Below are 21,411 nucleotides of genomic sequence, written 5' to 3'. Positions count from 1 at the left end.
CGAATTATTTTATCTTTGGGTCGATAATCGTTATGGCCGCAATCAAAGCGTTGATGTCCAAATCTTTTAAATCTTCATCGCCAAAGAACGGAGTCAGTTTATCTTGCTGGTAATTATAGATTTTCCAACGTTTAAATTGATATTCCAAGGCGGTGTAGTTTTCAACCCAGTCGCCTGAATTTAAATACATCGTTTTACCTAATTTGTTTTCTTTCAACAACATGTTGGGCTGATGGATATGTCCACAGATCACGTAATCATACCCTTTTTCAATAGCGAGGTCTGATACAACGTTTTCAAAATCGTTGATGTATTTTAAAGCACTTTTAACGCTGTTTTTTATCTTTTTGGATAGCGAATACCGCTCTCTCCCGGTTTTTTCTAAGCACCAGTTAATAAGCCCATTTAGCACAATCAGCAAATCATAACCATAACCACCAAGCTTGGCGAGCCATTTGGCGTTTTGAATAGACATATCAAACACATCCCCATGAAAAATCCATGCTTTCTTGCCATCTAATTCCAATGCCACCTTGTCTACAATAGAAATATTTCCAATGGAAGTGCCGCTAAATTTTCGCAGCATTTCATCATGGTTGCCTGTAATGTAAATTACTTCAACACCATCAGAAGCCATATCGATAAGCTTCTTAATCACTTTTAAATGCGATTTCGGGAAATAGTGTTTACTAAACTGCCAGACATCCATAATATCACCATTCAAGACCAATGTCTTTGGGTCAATACTGTTCAGATAGGTCAGTAATTCCTTTGCACGGCAGCCGTAGGCTCCCAAATGCACATCTGAGATGACTGCAACTTCTACTTTTCGTTTTAATTTCAATAGTTTCGATTCTAGTTATATAGACAAATTAAAAAATTAAATATATTCTGAAGGTTACCACACAATTAATTAATTATGAGGTTTTTATTAAGTAATTGTTACCTTTCTGCAATTAAAAAAACCAAAAAGGTTTTAAAATTCTATTTTTGTTTCTCTCAGAATACAATTACATTAGCATAAAATAAGATATATGGCAGGGAATTCCTTCGGAAAATTATTCAAGCTCACCACATTTGGCGAGTCTCACGGAGCCGCTCTTGGTGGCGTAATTGATGGTTGTCCATCAGGAATACAATTAGATTTTGATGCCATTCAATTGGAAATGGACCGTCGCAAACCGGGCCAATCTGACATTGTAACACAACGGAAAGAATCGGACGTTGTTGAATTCCTATCGGGAATTTTTGAAGGTAAAACCACAGGAACGCCTATTGGTTTTATCATTAAAAACACGAATCAAAAATCAAACGATTATTCACATATAAAAGACGTTTACCGCCCAAGTCACGCCGATTACACTTATGATCAAAAATATGGTATACGGGATTATAGAGGTGGTGGAAGAAGTTCTGCAAGAGAAACGGCTTGTAGAGTTGTAGCGGGAGCCATTGCAAAACAAATGCTCAAAGACGTTAAAATCCACGCGTATACATCATCAGTTGGCGACTTGTTTTTAGAGAAACCTTACCAAGATTTAGACTTCTCAAAGATTGAAAGTAATACTGTACGTTGCCCTGATGAAAATATTGCAAATCAGATGATTGAGCGTATTAGAGAAATCAGAAAAGAAGGTGATACGATTGGCGGAACTGTGACCTGCGTGATTCAAAATTTACCTGTCGGACTTGGAGAACCTGTCTTCGATAAATTGCATGCAGAACTCGGTAAAGCAATGCTTTCTATCAACGCTGTAAAAGGTTTTGAATACGGCAGCGGTTTCTGTGGCGCTAAAATGAAGGGCAGTGATCATAACGATCAATTTAATCCTAACGGCAGCACCAAAACTAATTTATCTGGAGGAATTCAAGGCGGAATCAGTAATGGTATGGATATCTATTTCAGAGTTGCTTTCAAACCTGTTGCAACAGTTATTCAAAAACAAAACACACTCGATAATAAAGGTAATATTGTAGAAATGCAAGGCAAAGGTCGTCATGATCCATGCGTGGTGCCAAGAGCGATCCCTATAGTGGAAGCCATGGCCGCCTTAGTTTTGGCTGATTACCAACTTTTGCGCAGACAAGAGATCAATACGTAGAAACGAAACTTTTAGCATTCTAAATTATTGAGTTAGAATTGAAAATATTCCGGTATTATCGGGAATAAAATTATATTTATTTACATGAAGAAATTAGCACTACACTGGAAAATCATCATCGGAATGGTCCTTGGTATCATTTGGGCATTAGTTTCTAGCTCAATGGGTTGGAGCGCTTTTACCATAAATTGGATTGATCCGTTTGGAACTATTTTTATCAATTTATTAAAGTTGATTGCGGTTCCATTAGTATTGTTTTCCATCATCAGTGGTGTTGCTAATATTGGAGACCCAAAAAGTTTGGGACGCATGGGAGGGAAGACTTTAGGTATTTATTTACTGACAACGGTTTTTGCAATTTCCCTGGGACTTATTTTAGTTAACACCATAAAACCAGGTAAACTTATTGACGAACAAAGCCGAATAGATAACCGTATCAACTATGAAATTTGGGCGGATTCACAAGGCTATGAAATTAAAGACGGAATCAGTTATTTAAAAGATCCTGAATATTTTAAGCGTGCTCAAGAAATTTCTGATTTAACAAAACAAGACTTAAAGGAGGCGTCGTTATCAGATAAACTTGAAACGGCAGGTAAACGCAAGAAATCTACACCGTTGCAACCATTAGTTGATATTGTACCTGACAACTTCTTTCATTCCCTTTCCAATAACGGATTGATGTTACAAATCATCTTTTTCGCGATATTCTTTGGTGTTTCTTTACTGTTTATCCCTAATGACAAATCTGCACCTGTATTAAGTTTGGTAGACGGCATCAATGAAGTTTTCCTTAAAATGGTGGACTTGGTTATGCAGGCAGCGCCATTTTTTGTATTTGCATTATTGGCCGGTGTCGTTAGTAAAATGGCAGGCGATGACATTGGGAAAGTCATGGAAATCTTCAAAGGATTAAGCTGGTATTCTTTAACGGTTATGATTGGTCTCCTTACCATGATATTTGTAACCTACCCTTTAATTTTGAAGGGCTTCGTCAAACGGATTCCTTATGCAGGTTTCTTTAAGGCGATGAGTCCGGCACAAACCCTAGCGTTTTCCACGTCTAGTAGTGCAGCGACGCTTCCTGTGACTATGGAATGTGTGGAGCAAAACCTTGGTGTCAACAAGAAAATAAGCAGTTTCGTACTCCCAATTGGAGCGACGGTTAATATGGATGGAACAAGTCTTTATCAAGCTGTAGCCGTTATCTTTTTGGCGCAATTGCACATGATTGACTTAACCATAGGTCAACAATTAACGGTAGTTATGACAACCACGTTGGCGTCTATCGGATCGGCGGCGGTACCGAGCGCAGGTTTGGTTATGTTGATTATTGTATTGGATTCGGTAGGACTTAATCCGGCTTGGATTGCTATTATTTTTCCTGTAGATCGAATTTTGGACATGTTCAGAACCGTAGTTAACGTTACTGGTGATGCTACAGTGTGTTCCATCATCGCCGATGGTGAAAACATGTTGGATTATGAAGACAAGAAAAGTCCAACGGAAACATTCGACTTAGATTCCTAAACTTAAATATGTGCGGCTCGCCTTCTGTTAATTCTGTTTTTTATCGCTGCAAAATTAAAGATGACGATAGAAATAACAATCAGGATATAGCATATCGCTTCTAACAGACTAATTTCTTCTTTAAAATAGAAAATGGCGAGCACAAAGTTGATCAGCGGATTTAAATAGATAAATACGCCCACCACAGAAGAGTTTAAACCTCTCAGTGCATAGATATTAAGAAACATAGGGATGATGGTGAATACCACTGCAATCAGTGCCAACATACCATAGAAAAATGGCGTTTTTTCATTCGGTGAATCGTAGGTCACAAGAAATGGGAGCAGAAAAACAACTGCAAAGAACACTTGGCACGTCAATACTAAAAACCGATCCATTTCTTGATTTTTTCGCTGCAGGACTAAATACAGCGCGTAAGTGAGTGCAATGATCATACTGTAAAACAAGTCCGTAAAATTCCCTAAAGAAAGCAACAAACATCCTATTAAACTCAATATTACAGCTACCCATTGTAATTTAAGAAGCTTTTCCTTCAGAATGAGATACGCCAAAACCATGGTTAAGATAGGGCAAATGAGGTACGCTAAAGACGTTGCGCTGACACTCACATTATTCATCACATAAATGAAGATGTACCAGTTAAGCGCGAGGAACAAACCACTTAGGATATTGACAATAACAATTCTGCGCTTGTCAAGTTTCCCCAACGACTTAAATATGCTTAGATTAGCTTTCAACGCTTTTGGCCGTAGCACTAACGACACAAAAAGCATAATAACCACCGATCCAAGCGTGCGATAACTCAAAATATCAAATGCAGTAAAATCGTCTAGCGACTTTAGCACTACACTAAAAAAGCCCCATATTGTAAAGGCCGTGATAACTGCAACATAATATTTAGTGTTCATCGCTATGGTTTTGAAATAAGTTTGCAAAGGTATTTTAAAAAACCATGCCTATAATATTATAATTTAAAGAAGTTTTAGGTCTACGAAAGAATGGTTTAGCTGCATAATTTCATAAGGTTTTCTTAATACGGTGCTCATTTTCAGAAATCGATACAATTGTTATGATATGAGTCCACCCTTCAGTTTTTAAAGCTTTAATTTCATTTTTAATGATATTTTTAAAAGGAAATGCAAAGATTAACACTTGAAGATATACTCTCAAAAATAGAAGCACATGACTCATTTCATGCCGTGGCTTCAGATTATTCCTTCACCATTAAAATTGACGAATATGTACCTTATGCCTGCGCTGCTGTACATAACGGACATCAATTCAGGAAAGAACTATGGCAAAAGTGTTCACATTCAGAATATGAACGTTGGTACGAAGAGGATCCTGAGACTAAAACAATGGTAAATGACTTTCCAATTGTCATTTCGGGCTTGGATTCTAGATTTGAATATGATTTAAATCGTGATCCTGACAATGCCATTTATGATGATGCATGGGGCAAACAATTGTGGAAAGAATCTTTAACGGCTGATGAGAAAGCATTAAGTTTAGAGAAACACCGTAATTTTTATAAGGTTGTTCATGCACTCATTAAAACCCTCGAAAAAAAGTTTGGCTGCTGTATTGTTTATGACATGCACAGTTACAATTGGAAACGTTGGGATAGGGAAGTTCCAACTTGGAATTTAGGAACGTCCAATGTCGACAATGAACGTTTTAAAAATTCGATAGAAGATTGGAGACACGAGCTCTCTGAGATTAAATTGCCAAATGGCATCCCGACTACAGCTAAAATAAACGACACGTTCCAGGGCAATGGTTATTTTTTGAAGTATATCACCAATAATTTTAATAACACCCTTGTTGTAGCGACTGAAGTGGCAAAAATTTACTGTGATGAAGAAGGACAAATAGTCTATCCGGAAGTTGTTTCTGCGATCAGAAAAGGACTCCGAAAAAGATTGCCTGAACACGCTGCTAATTTTTATAATATATATTCCATTTAAATGACTGAAGATTATCATATAGAAGCTGATGTAGTTGAAACAATTTGTAAAAATGTTACAGAAAATGTTCCTGTAACTGTGGAGTTCCCCAATAAAGGACTCTTACATATTGATAAACTGCTGCCCTATATTTGCGTCTATCGGTATAAAAAGCGCGATGTTTATTTTTCCAGATTATTGAAAACTCAAGCATCTTACCTTATCGTAGATGAGGACATTGATATTTCCCATCTTCTGGAAGCCATCAGATTAATTACTTCAGAAAGGTTTGATACATTTTTAATTCTAGAATTATGGCCAAATAATGATTCCTTAAAACATCAGTTTCAAATTTATGGACCGAAAACTAAATCGTTAGAGACACTTAATGCCTTACGTGAAGGGTTTAGTGAAATTAGAAAAACATTGTCTTATGTAGATTCTAAAATTATTCATACAGAATTCAGACATCCAAAACACCTCACACCTTTATTAGGTGTTGAGCAGTCTAAAAAACAAGGCACACTGATTATTGGGGTATCAATACCTACTGTTTATGAAAACACCGCTACCAATCAGTTGTTTTCGTTGTTTTTTAGGAAATTCTACACCATATTTTCTGAAACGATTAAAAGAGCAGTACACGAATTTATAAGAGTACAAACCACCGATGCCTTTGAAAATTATTTAATGCTGGGCAAAACCCATATTGATGCAATTACCTTATCTGCTGACAGTAAATTGGCTGAAATTAGTGAAGGCATGTCCTTTTTACTGCGTGTCACGCCTGTAAACAGTAATGAAGAATGGGATAAATTTGAGCAGAATAACTTCGAAAAGCCTCCTTCTTTTAAATACCGACTGCTTGCCGTTGATCCTGAGCTTGAAAAACGGAAACTATTCAATATCCCCATAGATCTTATAGAAGATCCTACTATCGCCTTTATTTTAAGGGGAAAACGTCTTGAAATTGAAAAGCAACTCATCATGTTGGAAGAGCGTGGTACAGAAAATTTCAGATTTATAGGCGAAAGCCTGTATGGCGTCATTAGGGAAGACATTTTGCAAGTAGCAAAACACATTTTGCAAGTGTATCCTGAAGGCGAAACTATAAGAAGTTCAAAGCGCTACAATGGGGTAGAGTTTGCCGAATTTGCGCAACGAGAAATGGACTATTATACCCAACTGTTTCCCGAAGTGGATTTGGGTATAGAAATACGCGATGATGTCGCGGGAATTATGGTATCCAAATCGAAATTACTTATTAATGAAGAAATGAATTTAGATGTCAATAGGTGTGATGCCCTCATACAGCACGAAATTGGCACTCATATTTTAACCTATTGTAACGGAAAAAGTCAACCCCTAAAGCAAATGCACGAAGGTTTTGAGGGCTATGACCAGTTGCAGGAAGGTTTAGCTGTAATCGCAGAATACCTCGTAGGCGGTTTAACTATAAACAGACTGCGCTTATTGGCCGGAAGAGTCATTGCTGTACAATCTATGGTTGATAATGCCAGTTTTATTGAGACTTTTAATCTGTTGAGATCATCATACGCATTTCCTGCTCGTGTGGCCTATTACATTAGCATGCGCGTTTATAGAGGTGGTGGACTTACCAAAGATGCCGTGTATTTAGCTGGCCTTATAGACTTAATGGCTTATTTAAAAAATGGAGGCAAACTTGAACCGCTTTATACAGGCAAGTTTAATGTAACCCATATTAAATTAATAGAAGAATTACTTTATCGAGAGGTATTAAAACAGCCCGTTTTACCTCGATTTTTAAAGCGTGACGATGTAAAAATACGATTACAAAAATTACGTGAGGGCATCAATATTGTTGAACTTGTTAATTAAAATTATATAAAAATGAAAATAGCGTTTATAATAAATGATCATGCCACAGAGAAGTGGAATTATACAACACCTGCTTTAGGCTTTGCTGCCTATAAAAGAGGGCACGAAGTTTATTTTATTGGCGTTGGCGAATTGTCTTACGCCTCACAAGGCCATCTTTCCGTACGTTGTAAAACGATAAAAGAGCGCACATTTAAGAGCGAAGAAACCTATTTTAAAGCGCTACAAAAGGAAGAGTTTACAACCTTGTCATCGGAAGATTTAGATGTGCTTTTTTTAAGAAACAATCCTGCTGATGAGATCAATGAACGTGATTGGGCTTATAATGCAGCATTTATATTTGGTGAAATCGCCATGAGAAATGGTGTGATTGTACTCAACCACCCAAGTAGTTTAGCGGGTGCCGTTAATAAGATGTATTTCCAGCATTTCCCAGAAATTATTCGCCCAAAAACAATTATAACAAGAGATCATAATGAAATAAAAGAGTTCTTCAAAGAGCAAAAGCAGAAGATGATTCTGAAGCCTTTACAAGGCTCTGGAGGAACAAACGTTTTTATGATGGATAAGAAAAACGAACACAATCTCAGCCAAACCATTGATGCCATTTGTAGAGATGGCTTTGTGATAGCTCAAGAATATCTCACGGAAGCTACTGGAGGTGATACGAGATTATTTATAATGAATGGGGAACCGCTGAAGGTTAATGGGCAATATGCCTTAATGCAAAGGGTGAATGCCTCTGGAGATATCCGAAGCAATATTCACGCGGGTGGAAAACCTCAAAAAGTCAAAATGACTGACCAAATTATGGAATTGGCGGATATCGTAAAACCTAAGCTTGTTCAAGATGGAATGTTCTTGGTAGGGATTGATATTGTAGGCTCCAAATTAATGGAGATTAATGTTTTTAGTCCAGGTGGCTTAAACGTGATGGGGCAGATGTATGAAGCCGATTTTGCAACCCCAGTAATTGAATCCATAGAACGAAAAGTATACTACAAAAGCATGTACAACGACTATCTTTACAATAGCCGATTGGCAACATTATAGTCGGTTAGAGTTTATTAAACTGAATTCACTATTGAATTCTAAATATAAAAGTCCTCATTTGAGGACTTTTTGTTTTACTAATATGTTATAGAAATTTCGATTTTAATTCCGCCGTCGGAATCATACATTCATCTTTCTTACCGTACCATTTGTATCTGTTTTTAGCGATAAAATCATACACCCAATTTCTAATGAATGCAGGAACTATCAAAAAAACGGCAATAAGATTTCTTGGAAAACCCAATTTTGAAGCTATTTTTAATGCGGCAGTAGATTTATAGGAGATTCCATTTTCTTCAGAATACAGGAGAATAGAATCTGTTTTTTTAGTGTCGATCTTAAATTGTTTCAATAATTCTTGCCCAACCTCACTTTGCAACGCGGTGTACCGAAACACATCATTTTGATCATGCTTGATGACGTATTGGACGGAGGTATTGCACAAATTGCAAACACCATCAAAAAGGATCAGTTGTTTATTTTTTTCTAATGGTATGGACATCGGTTCTATTTAAACTATTCTAATAATTCACTTTACAAGTTCACTTCAGTTATCAGTATAAACACGTACTATTTCATGCGTTCCACTAATTCCAACTGTTCCATATCTACACTTGTCGTAAACATGCCGTAATCTATAAACGCCTTGTTTTTCTCAATTTTATCAATACTTCCTACAGCTTTTCCATCTTGTAATCGTACGCGATCTCCAATTTTAAACGTTGGTTTTGGTTTTGGTGACGCTTCCACTTTTTGCTTGGCGGCTTTCTTTTTCTGACGAATCACTTCAACAGTTTTTTCAGCTTCTTTAATGACTTTTTGTTCTTTCGCTTTTTGAACTTTCTTCACTTTAGCCGAAACTTTTTTACGTTTGGAATTCTCAATCTGCACCAATTTGAACAATTCATCCATCAGCTCACGTTTTTTCTTGTTCTCAAAATAACGTTCAGACAGATCATTCATTTTCTGACCTAAATAAATCAAGCGTTGGTTGCTATCATACAATTCTTGATAGCTTTCAAGTTTCTTCTGGATTTTAAGATTGATCTCTTCTAATTTTTCAGCTTCAGATTGCGTTTTACGTTCGTTAATCTTTAAAGATTGTTCGGTTTTTTCAAGCTTACTGCGTTCTTTCTGTAGTTTTGCGATAGTCGCATCAAAACGTACTTTGCCACGTTCAATTTTCTTTTTCGCACGGTTGATCAAACTGTATGGAATACCATTTTTTTGTGCCACTTCAAAAGTAAAGGAGCTTCCCGCTTGGCCTAAAGCCAATTTGAACATAGGTTCCAAACTCTTTTCATCAAACATCATATTGGCATTTTGCATAAACGGTAATTCGTTCGCCAAAACTTTGAGGTTGGAGTAGTGGGTGGTTATAATCCCAAAGGCTTCCCTATGATAAAACTCTTCTAAAAACGTTTCTGCTAACGCACCACCCAACTCAGGATCACTCCCAGTACCAAACTCATCGATCAAAAAGAGTGTGTTTTTATTGCACTTTTTAAGAAAGTAGTTCATCTGTTTTAAGCGGTAGCTATACGTACTTAAATGATTCTCTATCGATTGATTATCACCAATATCTGTCAATATCCTATCAAATAAACATACTTTACTGCGCTCATGCACAGGAATCAACAATCCGCTTTGCAACATCACCTGCAACAAACCGACCGTTTTTAGGGTGATACTTTTTCCACCAGCATTTGGCCCGGAAATAACGATTATTCTGTTTTCGGGATGCAATTCAATGGATTGAGGAAACGTGGGTTTATTCTTCTTTTTATTTGAAATAAATAATAAAGGGTGAATGGCATCTCGTAAGACGAAATCTTTGCTTTCAGTAATTTCCGGTAAAATTCCATTGATGGATTGTGCATATTTTGCCTTTGCGAAAATAACATCAATTTCGGTTAAAAAGCGTTGATACTCCTTTAACAAAGGCTGAAATGGTCGGATGTAATTGGTAAGCTGTTTTAAAATTCGTGTGACTTCCTCTTTTTCTTCAAACTCAAGATTATGGAGCTCACGTGTATATTTAAAAGTCGCTTCTGGTTCAATATAAACGATACTCCCCGTTTTACTTCCACCTAAAATAGCACCTTTTACTTTTCGCCTGTACATTGCCTTTACGGCTAAAACACGTTTATTTTCAACGACAGACTCTCTAATATCATCCAAATAATCCATCGCACTATATGAATTTAGTGCAGATCCAAAACTTTGGTTGATTTTACCTCTCACATTATTAATCTCCTGACGCAGTCTAAAAAGCTCGTCGGAAGCATTGTCCTTCACATCTCCAAAACGATCAATAATAGCATCAATCTGCGTAATTAACTCCGTTGTGACCGTAATATTTGAGGAATACTCGAACAGGCTTGGGTAGTATTCTTTAAACTTTTTTAGAAAATTGATGATCTCATTACTCGCAATGGAAATGGCTTTAATCTTTCTAAAACTTATGGTTTCAAGAAACGAATTTTCAATTTTTAAAAGTTTGATTTCATTGGTAATAGGTTCAAACCCATGATTTGGGATACGATTATCGTTTTCAAACGATGCCAAATAATCGTTGGTAAGCGCTAAAGCGGTCAACAAATCCTCCTTTTTTGAATATGGAGTAACTTGTAATGCCTTTTCTGTTCCTAAATGTGTAATGCAATGCGCCGCCATCTGATCGAGGACGGTATAGAATTCAATATCTTTAAGGGTTTTCTCGTGAATGTGCATTCGCTTGATGTGGGTCTTTTAATTATGTTCAAATTTAAGGAAATTTAAAGTTTTGGAATATAAATTTTATCACAACCGAAAATCACCTTATTTTTATTCCAAATGAAAATGCATATATGGACTTCAACCTACACCACAGTTGGAAAAAACAGTTACAATCAGAGTTCGAAAAACCTTATTTTCAAGAATTAACCAAATTCGTTAAGGCAGAATATGAAACACATACCTGTTATCCAGAAGCGGAAGCTATTTTCAACGCATTTGAATGGTGTCCATTTGATGACGTCAAAGTTGTCATCATAGGGCAAGATCCCTATCACGGTCCAGGTCAAGCCAACGGATTGTGTTTTTCTGTCAATGACGGCATTGCGCATCCGCCATCGCTTAGAAATATTTTTAAAGAGTTGGAAGCCGATTTAGATAAACCGTATCCGATATCTGGAAATTTAGAGCCTTGGGCAAAACAAGGCGTACTTTTACTCAATGCGACCTTAACAGTAAGGGCAGGCGCAGCAGGCAGTCACCAAAAAAAAGGGTGGGAAACCTTCACCGACTCAGTTATAAAAGCGATTAGCGCGCAAAAACAAGAGATCATTTTCTTGCTTTGGGGCGGATTTGCAAAACAAAAAGCAAAATTTATTGATCAATCAAAACATACCATTATCACCTCCGGCCATCCATCGCCGTTAAGTGCAAACAGAGGGTATTGGTTTGGAAACAACTGCTTCAGTAAAACCAACATGGAATTGGAACAGGTTGGCAAAGCTCCAATTCTTTGGTAAATCTCTAAAAATCTTTCAGTAGTACACTATTAAGTTGTTGCAACTCGAAACCTGCAATCTAAATATTCTTTACAATTTGCTTGTATGGTAGTTGTTTCGAAAGGATATCAAGTTTCAATAGTTTTTGCTGTACTTTAGTTACTGTCGATTCGTCCAAATGGCGTTGCGACCATTCGGTTAGCGATAACCATTCTTGAACGTCTTCTAATTCCAATGCATAGCGATTGGCGATCATTCGGTCAATACTTGGGATGTCCTTAAAATCGATAGTGGTATTGTTAATGATTTCCAATATAATCTTTACAATATTCTCATTGGCTTCCAGAAACTCATTCCTTACGGCAATAACAAAACACGGCCAAGGTGTTGGACAATTGGCAACACGTCTAAAAACTCCCGAATCTACATGAGGTTTCGTCATAAATTTCTCCCACATAAAGTAATCTGCATCACCATTACTTAATGCCTTAACCGCACCTTCCAAATCTTGAACGACTTCAAATTTCAGGTCAGTTTCTAAATCCCAACCATTATTCTCAGCGTTGATATACGCCATGAGGTGAGACCCTGATCCATATCTACTGATGGCGCAACGTTTCCCTTTTAGATCTTCAATGGACTTAAATTCAGAGCCATTGGCAACATGAATCCCCCAAATAAGCGGCGTTTCAACAAAAACCTGAACAATTTTACTAGGATTTCCTTCAGCAATATCCTTAACGATACCTTCAGTAAGAATAACGGCCATATCAATATCACCATTTCTCAAGGCTTCCGTCATAGCGCCTGTACCACCATGATAATCTTGCCAACGCAAATTGATATCTTCATCTTTATATTCACCATTCTTAAGCGTTAAATACCACGCCAAGTTAAAATGCTCTGGGACACCACCAATTTTTACTGTCTTCATCAAGAATAATATATTTCACCTCCCAAATTTGCTAGGAAGTGTGTTGATTTCGTTTTCGTTTTTAAGTGCAATTTACTTACTGCACTAATTTATCTAATGTATAGGTTATAAGCTCATTGACCACCTCTGCAGGATCATCACTAAATTCCCCTGTGGCTCTATTGGCAATAATCGCATTCATAGACAACGCTTTATGACCTAAAAGAGCTGAAAGCGCATAAATTCCAGCGGTTTCCATTTCAAGATTTGTAATCGGCATGTTGTTGTATCTAAAGCTTGCCAATTTATCATTTAGCGTACCATCTTCCACAGGAAGTCTCAAAACTCGGCCTTGAGGCCCGTAAAAACCTACGTTTGTTGCTGTAAAGCCCTTTACGGTTTTATCAGAACTAAATCTATTAAACAACTCGTCATTACACTTAACAATATACTGTTTAGATTTTAAAGTACTCCAATTGGTATGCTTTACAAGCGCATCTGAAATGTCGTGATCCTGAATGTCTTCATTCTTATAAAAATGCAACAAACTATCAAACCCCACTGCATAATTGCTGATTAAAAAAGAATCTACGGGAATTTCCTTTTGAATAGAGCCCGAAGTGCCAACCCTGATGATTTCCAATGTAGTCAACGTCTCTTTAATGGTGCGTGTTTGCAGGTCTATATTGACTAACGCGTCCAATTCATTCAACACAATATCGATGTTATCCGTACCAATTCCTGTAGAAATCACGGTGATGCGTTTGCCTTTATAAATACCAGTTTGCGTGTGAAATTCTCTTTTTCGAGTTTGAAATTCTACAGTATCAAAATGCTCCGTAATACTATCCACTCGGTCAGGATCACCTACAGTTATAACGGTATTGGCCAAGTGTTCTGGCCTTAAATTTAAATGATAAACGCTGCCGTCTGGGTTTAATATAAGTTCTGATGCCGCTAGTGCCATTAAATTGATTTTATAAGTTTATTTTCAGCTTTGCTAAACTGAAAATCTAATTTTTTAACGCCTCCAAATATCATTGGAGATTTAATTTCTGATGAAAAATCGCGTACACCTTCAATAGCCTCAAATCCTTTTCTGTTAAGGACTAACCGCTCATCTTCCTGGTCATAAAAGATATCTAACAAATCAATCATTCGACTAATTTGAAGGTCTCCAAATCCATAATAGCCTTGGAAATTAAGAATATAGCCTAACAAATGACGTTTCGATTTTATGTTATGGTCTTCAATCATTTGAAGGGTGTGTGTTTCTAATGTTGAAAGTCCCGTTTTTGAATCTGGAAAGCGTTCCAAATGCGCTTTTAAACAACTACTCAAATACGGAAAAGACGATTTTTGGACAATATAAGGTTTAAAAAGATTATGATCTTTACCACAATACACGCGCCACAAGGATTTCATCAATTCAGCATCTTCTGAGGTCAACTTAATCCGGGTTTCATAATGCTGAAGAAGTTGCTCAGGATTTAATTCGGTCAATGCCTTAAATTCCTTTTCTCCTTTTATACGACCACTACACACCAAAGAGAGTGGGAGCGTAATGTGTTTTTGCTGAATCAGCGTTATTATTGCGATGAGATTGATATGACAGAATAAATCATATTCAAACCATAGTACAATTTCATCGAATTTCTCTGTATGGTTTAAAATATCAATTTCATGAATCAGTTCATCTTCATTTATCTCAATATCATAAAACTCCTGCAGAAACTCTTTTCTAAGATTATAGAACTCTACGGTAGTAATGCGCTCGGTAGTTGGCCCTTCGCACAACATTTCTTGCCAGGTTAAAAAGTGGCCTTTATAACGCAGTTCCTTTAAATAATTGGTCAGATTATTTCCATTAGTGATATGTAGAATTTTAGATGCCATTAGCCACCTACACGTTTTACAGCAAAACCTTTTTCTTTTAATATTGCCATAATTTTATCTCTATAATCACCTTGAATAATAATTTTGTCATCCTTAAAACTGCCGCCAACACTGAGTTTGGTCTTGAGTTCTTTGGCCAATAATTTAAAATCTTCCGTAGCTCCAGTATAGCCTTCTAAAATGGTAATTGGCTTGCCTTTTCGCTTTTCATATTTGCAAATGATAGGATCATCTTGCAACCAAATATTGGAGGCTTCTTCTTCGGGAGTTTCTTCGGGTGTATGTTCTGGGAACAACTTTTTGAGTTGGTCTTCTAAATCCATAGTCTTCAGTCTTCAATCAGAAATTGCTATGAGTTACAAAGAAACCCATAGCAATTACCAACTACTTTTTATTTTTTAATTAATCCGAGTTCAATCAAGCGTTCCGTCAAAAATTCGCCAGCAGTGATATCATCAAACTGCTTCGGATTCTCATCATCAATACAACCTTCTAAAACGTCCAGTTTCATTTCACTTATAGGATGCATAAAAAATGGGATGGAATAACGCGACGTTCCCCATAATTCCCTTGGCGGATTGACCACACGGTGAATGGTAGATTTCAATTTGTTATTGGTGTGTCTTGAAAGCATGTCCCCAACATTAATCATCAATTCATCAGGCTCAGCAATAGCATCAATCCATTCGCCTTTATGATTTTGTACTTGCAATCCACGACCTTGTGCACCCATCAAAAGCGTTATCAAATTGATATCGCCATGCGCTGCCGCACGAACCGCATCTTTAGGCTCTTCTTTAATTGGCGGATAATGAATAGGTCTTAATATAGAATTACCATTATGAATATAGTTATCAAAATAGGTTTCCTCTAAATTTAAATGCAACGCCAATGCTCTAAGCACATATTTTGCAGTCTTTTCTAGCATGGCATAGGCTTCCTTACCAATTTCATTAAATCTTGGCAATTCCGCAACCTGAACATTTTCAGGATATTCTTTAGCGCGAACAGGATCATCTTCAACATACTGTCCAAAATGCCAAAACTCTTTTAAATCGCCTTGCTTTTGGCCTTTTGCACTTTCTTTTCCAAAAGACACATAGCCTCGCTGACCACCAATTCCTGGAATCTCATATTTTTGTTTGACGTCTGTAGGCAACGAAAAGAAATTCTTTACCTCTTCATAAAGATCATCCACCAAGGCATCATCTAAAAAGTGACCTTTTAGGGCAACAAAACCTATCTCTTCATAGGCTTTCCCAATTTCGTCAATAAACTTTTGTTTCCTAACGGGATCTCCTGAGACAAAATCCTGAAGGTTTACACTTGGAATCACATTCATTGCTATATCTGTTTTTATATTTAACTGTGTTATCACAAAAGTAACGAAAATACTGTAAAAGGAAGTCGCTTTATTACGCTAAAAAAACTAGGGTTTAGAGTCATTCTCTCTATTTTTATTTACATTTGGAATTTAAAACGCTAACCTTATGTTGACATCTACCAAAAGCGCGATTCAATACGATAAAAAGAATCTCGATAACAAGACACTTCTTCAGCTATACAAGACTATGCTTAAGCCTAGATTGATAGAAGAAAAGATGTTAATCCTACTTCGTCAGGGTAAAGTATCAAAATGGTTTTCAGGCATTGGCCAGGAAGCTATTTCTGTGGGGGTGACCATGGCTTTACAATCTGACGAATATATTTTACCAATGCACCGTAATCTTGGAGTTTTCACCACGCGAGATATTCCTTTAGAACGACTTTTTAGCCAATGGCAAGGTAAAGCCAATGGGTTTACAAAAGGGCGCGACCGCTCGTTCCATTTTGGTACTCAAGAGTTTCATATTGTAGGGATGATTTCCCATTTAGGGCCACAATTGGGTGTAGCTGATGGGATTGCACTTGCAAGTAAGCTCCAAAACAAAAATCAAGTAACAGCAGTGTTTACAGGAGAAGGCGGCACAAGTGAAGGCGATTTTCATGAAGCTTTAAATGTGGCTGCAGTTTGGCAATTACCTGTCATATTCTGTATTGAAAATAACGGTTATGGGCTATCCACGCCAACTTCTGAGCAATACTTTTGTAAAGATTTAGCAGATAGAGGCAAGGGCTATGGCATTGACTCCTTTATTTTAGATGGAAATAATATTCTTGAAGTCTACGGCAAAGTTTTAAAGCTTGCCGAAAGCATCCGTAAACGTCCACGTCCAATTTTAATCGAATTTAAGACCTTTAGAATGCGTGGCCATGAAGAAGCCAGTGGTACAAAATATGTTCCTAGCGAATTAATAAAGGAATGGGAAGCAAAAGATCCTATCAATAACTATAGAAATTACCTGCTTAATTTAGGCGTTTTAACAACGGCTCAAGATGAGCAATTTCAAATGGCAATTAAAGCTGAAATTGATCAAGCATTGCAAGCTGCAGGCGCAGAAGAAGCAATTAAAGCAGATGAAAGTGTTGAATTAGGTGATGTGTATGCACCATTTGATTATCAGAATGTTGAGCCGAAATCAAATACCGAAGATATTCGTTTTATTGACGCTATTTCCCAAGGTTTAAGACAAAGTATGCAACGTCATAAAAACCTTGTCATCATGGGTCAGGATATTGCAGAATACGGTGGTGCATTTAAAATCACAGAAGGTTTTGTAGCTGAATTTGGTAAAGACCGTGTTCGCAACACACCAATTTGTGAATCTGCCATTGTCGAGACTGGAATGGGACTTTCTATTGCTGGAATGAAATCGGTTGTAGAAATGCAATTTGCCGACTTTGTAAGTTCAGGTTTTAATCCAATTGTTAACTATTTAGCGAAATCCCATTACCGTTGGAGCGAAAAAGCAGATGTTGTAGTCAGAATGCCTTGTGGCGCTGGTGTTGCTGCCGGACCTTTCCATTCGCAGACCAATGAAGCTTGGTTTACCAAAACTCCTGGATTAAAAGTGGTTTATCCTGCGTTTCCTTATGATGCAAAAGGATTGTTGGCAACTGCCATCAATGATCCAAATCCGGTGTTGTTTTTTGAGCATAAAGCGTTGTACAGAAGTATACGTCAAGAAGTTCCTACTGATTATTTCACAATTCCATTTGGTGAAGCTGCCTTGTTAAAGGAAGGTAGTGATATTACCATTATTACTTATGGCGCTGGTGTACATTGGGCGTTGGATACTTTAGCTAAAAACGAAGACATTAATGCTGACCTTATCGATTTAAGAACCCTCCAGCCATTAGATGTTGAAGCAATTTATAAATCGGTCAAGAAAACGGGACGTGCTATAATTCTTCAAGAAGACTCCATGTTCGGTGGAATTGCGAGCGATTTAAGCGCGATGATTATGGAGAACTGTTTCGAGTATTTGGATGCACCAGTAAAACGTGTGGCAAGTATGGAAACTCCAATTCCTTTTATCAATCAATTGGAAGAACAATACTTAGCAAAAGGCAAGTTTGAAGAAGCGTTGCGAGGAGTTTTAGAATATTAATCGTTAGTGATTATTACTGAATCCTGAAATTCAGATAAAATAAATTGATCTAAACCAGTGTTTGTAAGTACTTCAAGCACTGGTTTTATTTTTAGTGGGAAATCTAATTTTCAAAATCATGAGATTTTAATATCGTCATTCTTAAGTCGCTTTTTTTCATTATCTTAGAAAGATAAACCTCACTTTTAAATTCTAGCATTATGAGCGACGTAAAAATATATTCAGGGACTTCTCAGGTTAGGGTCATGGAAATCAAAAACCTTTTGGAAAACGAAAACATCGAATACCAAGTATTGAATAAATCAGATTCATCTTTTCTTGTTATTGATGGAGACATAGAAATATACGTAGCGGATGCTGATGCCGAAAAGGCACAGATGCTTTTAGAAAGCACCACATCCTAAAATGGTAATAATTATAAAATGAAAAAGTCCGCATATAGCGGACTTTTTTAATAACTGATATATCTTGTTAGCTTTTCTGTACGCTTTTCGCATAAGCTTGCACATCATCTAGCACACGTAGTAAATTACCACTCCAAAGAAATCCAATCTGTTCTTCGGTATAACCGCGTTTCACAAGTTCTAAAGTCACATTAAAGGTTTCTGAAGCATCGTTCCAGCCATCAATTCCACCTCCGCCATCAAAATCGCTACTGATGCCAACATGCTCAATTCCAATTTTGTTCACCATATAATCAATATGATCTACAAAATCAGCAACATTTACTGCTTTTGGAGCATTTTTCATACCCTTAATTTTTGCATCAACAATAGGTCTTACCTTTTCTAAAACAGAATAATAAGCGTCACGCTCTTCGCTAGACAATTCCTTAAGATCACTGCGTTCTAAATAGGCCACATTCATAGAATCCATCACTTTTAAGCCCACTTCTTTTTGAAAAGCAGCATATTTCTCAGCCTTTTCCGTATTTAAATATGCAGCAAAAGCAACGGTTTGCACAACGCCACCGTTTTTCTTTAACCACTCTAATTGTTCATCATCTAAATTTCTACTATGATCACACAAAGCTCTTGCTGAAGAATGAGAAGCTATAATTGGAGCTTCTGATAATTCAATCATCTGCTTCATCGCTTCCTTACTTGGGTGAGACACATCAATCATCATCCCTAAACGATTCATCTCTTTTACAACTTTCTTCCCTAATTCGCTCAGTCCATTATTCAACCAAACAGAATCTTCTTCCCCAGTATTGCTATCACTTAATTGGCTGTGTCCGTTGTGCGACAAAGACATGTATCGACCACCTAAGTTGTAAAACTTCTCAACATTTGCGAGGTCTTTACCAACAGGATAGCCATTTTCAATACCAATCATAGCCACTTTTTTTCCGGCTTTCACGATACGTCTCACATCATCAGAAGTAACCGCCAATTCAATTTGTTCTGGAGCAATGTCATCTACCAATTTGTGAATGGCATTAAACTTCCCCATAGCAGTTTCATGAGCCTTTTTGAAACCAGCATCCGTTAATTCCTCTTGCCCTGTATACACTATAAACCATGCAACATCCAAGCCGCCTTGGTCCATTTTAGGCAAGGTAACCTGCGATGACAAATCTTGCGTATAGTTGGTTTCATCTGTAAAATTAGCAACATTAAAATCACAATGCGTATCTAGCGTAATGACACGTTCGTGAATGGCTTTTGCACGTTCTATAAGCGCAATGGAATCTTGTTTTGAATCAGGTTCAGCCATTTTTTTAGTGTCGTCTTTACAGCTCATAAAAAGCGTTAATAAACTTAAAGAGAGAATAGTTTTTTTCATAGGTTTCAATAATATATTTGTGACGTGACAAGTTACAAAAATGAATTAATGTTTCTATAAGTTGTATATTTATTTCATGCAAATACGTTTTTTATTGTTATTCTTAATAGTAACAGGTTGTAAGAAATCCCCTAAAGAAGAGCCTTTAGAAATATGGGATTCTGTTACTGTTATCGCAAGTGCCTATAATTCCACTGTCGATCAAACAAGTAGTAGGCCTCACCTTACAGCATTTGGTGATAGTCTAAAACCAGGAATGAGATATATTGCCGTTTCCCCTGATTTGTTACGCAAGGGCTTTAAACATAATACACCGGTCATGATTGAAGGTTTTGACGATGTGTATTTGGTAAAGGATAAAATGCATCGCAAATGGCGTAATCATATTGATATTTATATGGGTGATGATATTGAGGCAGCAAGAGAATGGGGGCGACGCCAAGTCTGTATCGATTACAAACTATCAAAAGAAACTATAAAAAAAGCATCAAAGTAAACTTTCTTCGCTAATACTTTTAATTCCTAAAAACTGTCATTTTGTTAGTATTTAGACGATTAACTATGTCAAAATGACGGTTTTAAGGTAAAAATTCAACCGAATTCACACAAATTTAGCTTTGGTATCGATTTTGAAATAGAGGTATCGAAAATGAAGTTTAACTTAAAAATTTGATGAACCATGAGTAGTTTAGCAACAATTCAGAAAAATAGAAATGATGTTTCTACACAAAGAAATACAGCTTCAAGACATACCTCTTCTTTACCAACATTTTCATCTTGGATAGAGGATATGTTTGACAATGGAAGGGGCACAGGTTTTTTGTCTAATTTCAATACAGGAATGACGCTTCCAGCAGTGAATATTAAAGAAAATGCTGAGGAATTCTTTTTGGAAATTGCAGTTCCTGGAATGAAAAAATCTGATTTTAATATTGATGTCGATAATAAAGTGCTTTCCATTTCTTCAGAGCGTAAGGAAGAAAACGAAGTTAAAGAAGAAACTTACACACGTCGTGAATTTGGATATGCGTCTTTCAAAAGAACGTTTACTTTACCAGACACCATTGAGTCTGATAACATTAGCGCCAAATATACCGATGGTATTTTAACGGTGCATTTACCAAAGAAAGAAGAAGCCAAAGAGAAACCTGCGAAACGTATTACCGTTTCTTAAGCTAATTATAAGAATCAAACCTTAAAAAAGAGGACCTAATTGGTTCTCTTTTTTGTTGTAGTAAAATGCATCTATGCTTATGTGCAGGCAACTATCTATAAGAAAGACATGTTACTAGAGTCTAGCCTTTCTAAAATCTTTTCATGAATACCTCTTTATAACTC

The 21,411-nt window shown here is 36.8% G+C and carries 20 protein-coding genes; 10 read left to right on the top strand and 10 right to left on the bottom strand.

What is annotated here, in order from left to right; genetic code table 11:
- Window positions 1-4: 4 nt before the first annotated feature.
- On the bottom strand, window positions 5-844 hold the full coding sequence (locus Q0947_RS03120) for a UDP-2,3-diacylglucosamine diphosphatase (protein WP_299391278.1): 840 nt from the start codon (window positions 842-844) through the stop codon (window positions 5-7).
- Window positions 845-1,034: 190 nt separating this feature from the next.
- Between Q0947_RS03120 and aroC the strand changes: the two genes are divergently transcribed.
- Together aroC and Q0947_RS03110 are read left to right on the top strand one after the other, a co-directional pair.
- Window positions 1,035-2,102 (top strand): chorismate synthase, encoded by a 1,068-nt coding sequence (aroC, locus tag Q0947_RS03115; RefSeq protein WP_299391275.1) that lies wholly within the window; start codon window positions 1,035-1,037, stop codon window positions 2,100-2,102.
- A gap of 84 nt (window positions 2,103-2,186) precedes the next feature.
- Window positions 2,187-3,632: a dicarboxylate/amino acid:cation symporter gene (locus Q0947_RS03110; RefSeq protein WP_299391273.1), complete on the top strand. Its 1,446-nt coding sequence runs from the start codon at window positions 2,187-2,189 to the stop codon at window positions 3,630-3,632.
- A 2-nt stretch (window positions 3,633-3,634) separates the two neighbouring features.
- Here the strand turns inward: Q0947_RS03110 and Q0947_RS03105 are convergent, their stop codons facing one another.
- The gene (locus tag Q0947_RS03105) at window positions 3,635-4,540 is read right to left on the bottom strand and encodes an EamA family transporter (protein ID WP_299391270.1); all 906 of its coding nucleotides are present in this window, start codon (window positions 4,538-4,540) and stop codon (window positions 3,635-3,637) included.
- 228 nt (window positions 4,541-4,768) lie between these two features.
- On the opposite strand from Q0947_RS03105, the gene Q0947_RS03100 reads away from it, so the two are divergent.
- The 3 genes from Q0947_RS03100 to Q0947_RS03090 are packed head-to-tail and all read left to right on the top strand — an operon-like array spanning window position 4,769 to window position 8,491.
- Window positions 4,769-5,599: an N-formylglutamate amidohydrolase gene (locus Q0947_RS03100; protein WP_299391267.1), complete on the top strand. Its 831-nt coding sequence runs from the start codon at window positions 4,769-4,771 to the stop codon at window positions 5,597-5,599.
- On the top strand, window positions 5,600-7,438 hold the full coding sequence (locus tag Q0947_RS03095) for a tyrosine/phenylalanine carboxypeptidase domain-containing protein (protein WP_299391264.1): 1,839 nt from the start codon (window positions 5,600-5,602) through the stop codon (window positions 7,436-7,438).
- 12 nt (window positions 7,439-7,450) lie between these two features.
- Window positions 7,451-8,491, top strand: a complete 1,041-nt coding sequence (locus Q0947_RS03090; RefSeq protein ID WP_299391261.1) for a glutathione synthetase — start codon at window positions 7,451-7,453, stop codon at window positions 8,489-8,491.
- A gap of 85 nt (window positions 8,492-8,576) precedes the next feature.
- Here the strand turns inward: Q0947_RS03090 and Q0947_RS03085 are convergent, their stop codons facing one another.
- Both Q0947_RS03085 and Q0947_RS03080 read right to left on the bottom strand, forming a co-directional pair.
- The gene (locus Q0947_RS03085; RefSeq protein WP_299391258.1) at window positions 8,577-8,993 is read right to left on the bottom strand and encodes a thiol-disulfide oxidoreductase DCC family protein; all 417 of its coding nucleotides are present in this window, start codon (window positions 8,991-8,993) and stop codon (window positions 8,577-8,579) included.
- 68 nt (window positions 8,994-9,061) lie between these two features.
- Entirely contained in the window at window positions 9,062-11,224 is a 2,163-nt protein-coding gene (locus Q0947_RS03080) for a DNA mismatch repair protein MutS (protein WP_299391255.1), read from the bottom strand.
- A 116-nt stretch (window positions 11,225-11,340) separates the two neighbouring features.
- Here Q0947_RS03080 and Q0947_RS03075 point away from each other — a divergent pair, with 116 nt between their 5' ends.
- On the top strand, window positions 11,341-12,006 hold the full coding sequence (locus tag Q0947_RS03075) for a uracil-DNA glycosylase (RefSeq protein ID WP_299391252.1): 666 nt from the start codon (window positions 11,341-11,343) through the stop codon (window positions 12,004-12,006).
- A gap of 58 nt (window positions 12,007-12,064) precedes the next feature.
- Here Q0947_RS03075 and Q0947_RS03070 read toward each other — a convergent pair whose 3' ends face one another.
- The 5 genes from Q0947_RS03070 to Q0947_RS03050 form a co-directional block, all read right to left on the bottom strand.
- Entirely contained in the window at window positions 12,065-12,919 is an 855-nt protein-coding gene (locus tag Q0947_RS03070; protein WP_299391249.1) for a substrate-binding domain-containing protein, read from the bottom strand.
- Between the two features lie 76 nt (window positions 12,920-12,995).
- The gene (locus Q0947_RS03065) at window positions 12,996-13,865 is read right to left on the bottom strand and encodes a nucleoside phosphorylase (RefSeq protein ID WP_299391234.1); all 870 of its coding nucleotides are present in this window, start codon (window positions 13,863-13,865) and stop codon (window positions 12,996-12,998) included.
- The gene (locus Q0947_RS03060; protein WP_299391226.1) at window positions 13,865-14,794 is read right to left on the bottom strand and encodes a DUF1835 domain-containing protein; all 930 of its coding nucleotides are present in this window, start codon (window positions 14,792-14,794) and stop codon (window positions 13,865-13,867) included. The genes Q0947_RS03065 and Q0947_RS03060 overlap by 1 nt, the downstream gene beginning before the upstream one ends.
- Window positions 14,794-15,117, bottom strand: coding sequence for a translation initiation factor (locus tag Q0947_RS03055; protein ID WP_299391224.1), 324 nt, complete (start codon window positions 15,115-15,117; stop codon window positions 14,794-14,796). The genes Q0947_RS03060 and Q0947_RS03055 overlap by 1 nt, the downstream gene beginning before the upstream one ends.
- A 68-nt stretch (window positions 15,118-15,185) precedes the next feature.
- Window positions 15,186-16,136 (bottom strand): 2-oxoglutarate and iron-dependent oxygenase domain-containing protein, encoded by a 951-nt coding sequence (locus tag Q0947_RS03050; protein ID WP_299391222.1) that lies wholly within the window; start codon window positions 16,134-16,136, stop codon window positions 15,186-15,188.
- A gap of 148 nt (window positions 16,137-16,284) precedes the next feature.
- Here Q0947_RS03050 and Q0947_RS03045 point away from each other — a divergent pair, with 148 nt between their 5' ends.
- Together Q0947_RS03045 and Q0947_RS03040 are read left to right on the top strand one after the other, a co-directional pair.
- Complete coding sequence (locus Q0947_RS03045; protein ID WP_299391219.1) at window positions 16,285-18,285, top strand: dehydrogenase E1 component subunit alpha/beta; 2,001 nt, start codon at window positions 16,285-16,287, stop codon at window positions 18,283-18,285.
- Between the two features lie 200 nt (window positions 18,286-18,485).
- Complete coding sequence (locus tag Q0947_RS03040) at window positions 18,486-18,689, top strand: DUF2007 domain-containing protein (RefSeq protein WP_299391217.1); 204 nt, start codon at window positions 18,486-18,488, stop codon at window positions 18,687-18,689.
- A gap of 67 nt (window positions 18,690-18,756) precedes the next feature.
- Here Q0947_RS03040 and Q0947_RS03035 read toward each other — a convergent pair whose 3' ends face one another.
- The gene (locus tag Q0947_RS03035) at window positions 18,757-20,073 is read right to left on the bottom strand and encodes a dipeptidase (RefSeq protein WP_299391214.1); all 1,317 of its coding nucleotides are present in this window, start codon (window positions 20,071-20,073) and stop codon (window positions 18,757-18,759) included.
- Window positions 20,074-20,149: 76 nt separating this feature from the next.
- On the opposite strand from Q0947_RS03035, the gene Q0947_RS03030 reads away from it, so the two are divergent.
- Together Q0947_RS03030 and Q0947_RS03025 are read left to right on the top strand one after the other, a co-directional pair.
- Window positions 20,150-20,569: a hypothetical protein gene (locus tag Q0947_RS03030; protein WP_299391212.1), complete on the top strand. Its 420-nt coding sequence runs from the start codon at window positions 20,150-20,152 to the stop codon at window positions 20,567-20,569.
- A 183-nt stretch (window positions 20,570-20,752) separates the two neighbouring features.
- The gene (locus tag Q0947_RS03025) at window positions 20,753-21,247 is read left to right on the top strand and encodes an Hsp20/alpha crystallin family protein (protein ID WP_299391209.1); all 495 of its coding nucleotides are present in this window, start codon (window positions 20,753-20,755) and stop codon (window positions 21,245-21,247) included.
- Window positions 21,248-21,411 lie beyond the last annotated feature (164 nt).

Origin of the sequence: uncultured Gelidibacter sp. (assembly GCF_947500795.1) — a bacterium.
Classification (GTDB): domain Bacteria; phylum Bacteroidota; class Bacteroidia; order Flavobacteriales; family Flavobacteriaceae; genus Gelidibacter.
Note: the sequence above shows the minus strand (reverse complement) of the source record. Positions and strands in the feature narration are given on the sequence as shown.

Coding starts and splice junctions, on each gene's coding strand:
- aroC (WP_299391275.1), top strand. CDS start 1,035: ATGGCAGGGAATTCCTTCGGAAAATTATTCAAGCTCACCACATTTGGC.
- Q0947_RS03110 (WP_299391273.1), top strand. CDS start 2,187: ATGAAGAAATTAGCACTACACTGGAAAATCATCATCGGAATGGTCCTT.
- Q0947_RS03105 (WP_299391270.1), bottom strand. CDS start 4,540: ATGAACACTAAATATTATGTTGCAGTTATCACGGCCTTTACAATATGG.
- Q0947_RS03100 (WP_299391267.1), top strand. CDS start 4,769: ATGCAAAGATTAACACTTGAAGATATACTCTCAAAAATAGAAGCACAT.
- Q0947_RS03095 (WP_299391264.1), top strand. CDS start 5,600: ATGACTGAAGATTATCATATAGAAGCTGATGTAGTTGAAACAATTTGT.
- Q0947_RS03090 (WP_299391261.1), top strand. CDS start 7,451: ATGAAAATAGCGTTTATAATAAATGATCATGCCACAGAGAAGTGGAAT.
- Q0947_RS03085 (WP_299391258.1), bottom strand. CDS start 8,993: ATGTCCATACCATTAGAAAAAAATAAACAACTGATCCTTTTTGATGGT.
- Q0947_RS03080 (WP_299391255.1), bottom strand. CDS start 11,224: ATGCACATTCACGAGAAAACCCTTAAAGATATTGAATTCTATACCGTC.
- Q0947_RS03075 (WP_299391252.1), top strand. CDS start 11,341: ATGGACTTCAACCTACACCACAGTTGGAAAAAACAGTTACAATCAGAG.
- Q0947_RS03070 (WP_299391249.1), bottom strand. CDS start 12,919: ATGAAGACAGTAAAAATTGGTGGTGTCCCAGAGCATTTTAACTTGGCG.
- Q0947_RS03065 (WP_299391234.1), bottom strand. CDS start 13,865: ATGGCACTAGCGGCATCAGAACTTATATTAAACCCAGACGGCAGCGTT.
- Q0947_RS03060 (WP_299391226.1), bottom strand. CDS start 14,794: ATGGCATCTAAAATTCTACATATCACTAATGGAAATAATCTGACCAAT.
- Q0947_RS03055 (WP_299391224.1), bottom strand. CDS start 15,117: ATGGATTTAGAAGACCAACTCAAAAAGTTGTTCCCAGAACATACACCC.
- Q0947_RS03050 (WP_299391222.1), bottom strand. CDS start 16,136: ATGAATGTGATTCCAAGTGTAAACCTTCAGGATTTTGTCTCAGGAGAT.
- Q0947_RS03045 (WP_299391219.1), top strand. CDS start 16,285: ATGTTGACATCTACCAAAAGCGCGATTCAATACGATAAAAAGAATCTC.
- Q0947_RS03040 (WP_299391217.1), top strand. CDS start 18,486: ATGAGCGACGTAAAAATATATTCAGGGACTTCTCAGGTTAGGGTCATG.
- Q0947_RS03035 (WP_299391214.1), bottom strand. CDS start 20,073: ATGAAAAAAACTATTCTCTCTTTAAGTTTATTAACGCTTTTTATGAGC.
- Q0947_RS03030 (WP_299391212.1), top strand. CDS start 20,150: ATGCAAATACGTTTTTTATTGTTATTCTTAATAGTAACAGGTTGTAAG.
- Q0947_RS03025 (WP_299391209.1), top strand. CDS start 20,753: ATGAGTAGTTTAGCAACAATTCAGAAAAATAGAAATGATGTTTCTACA.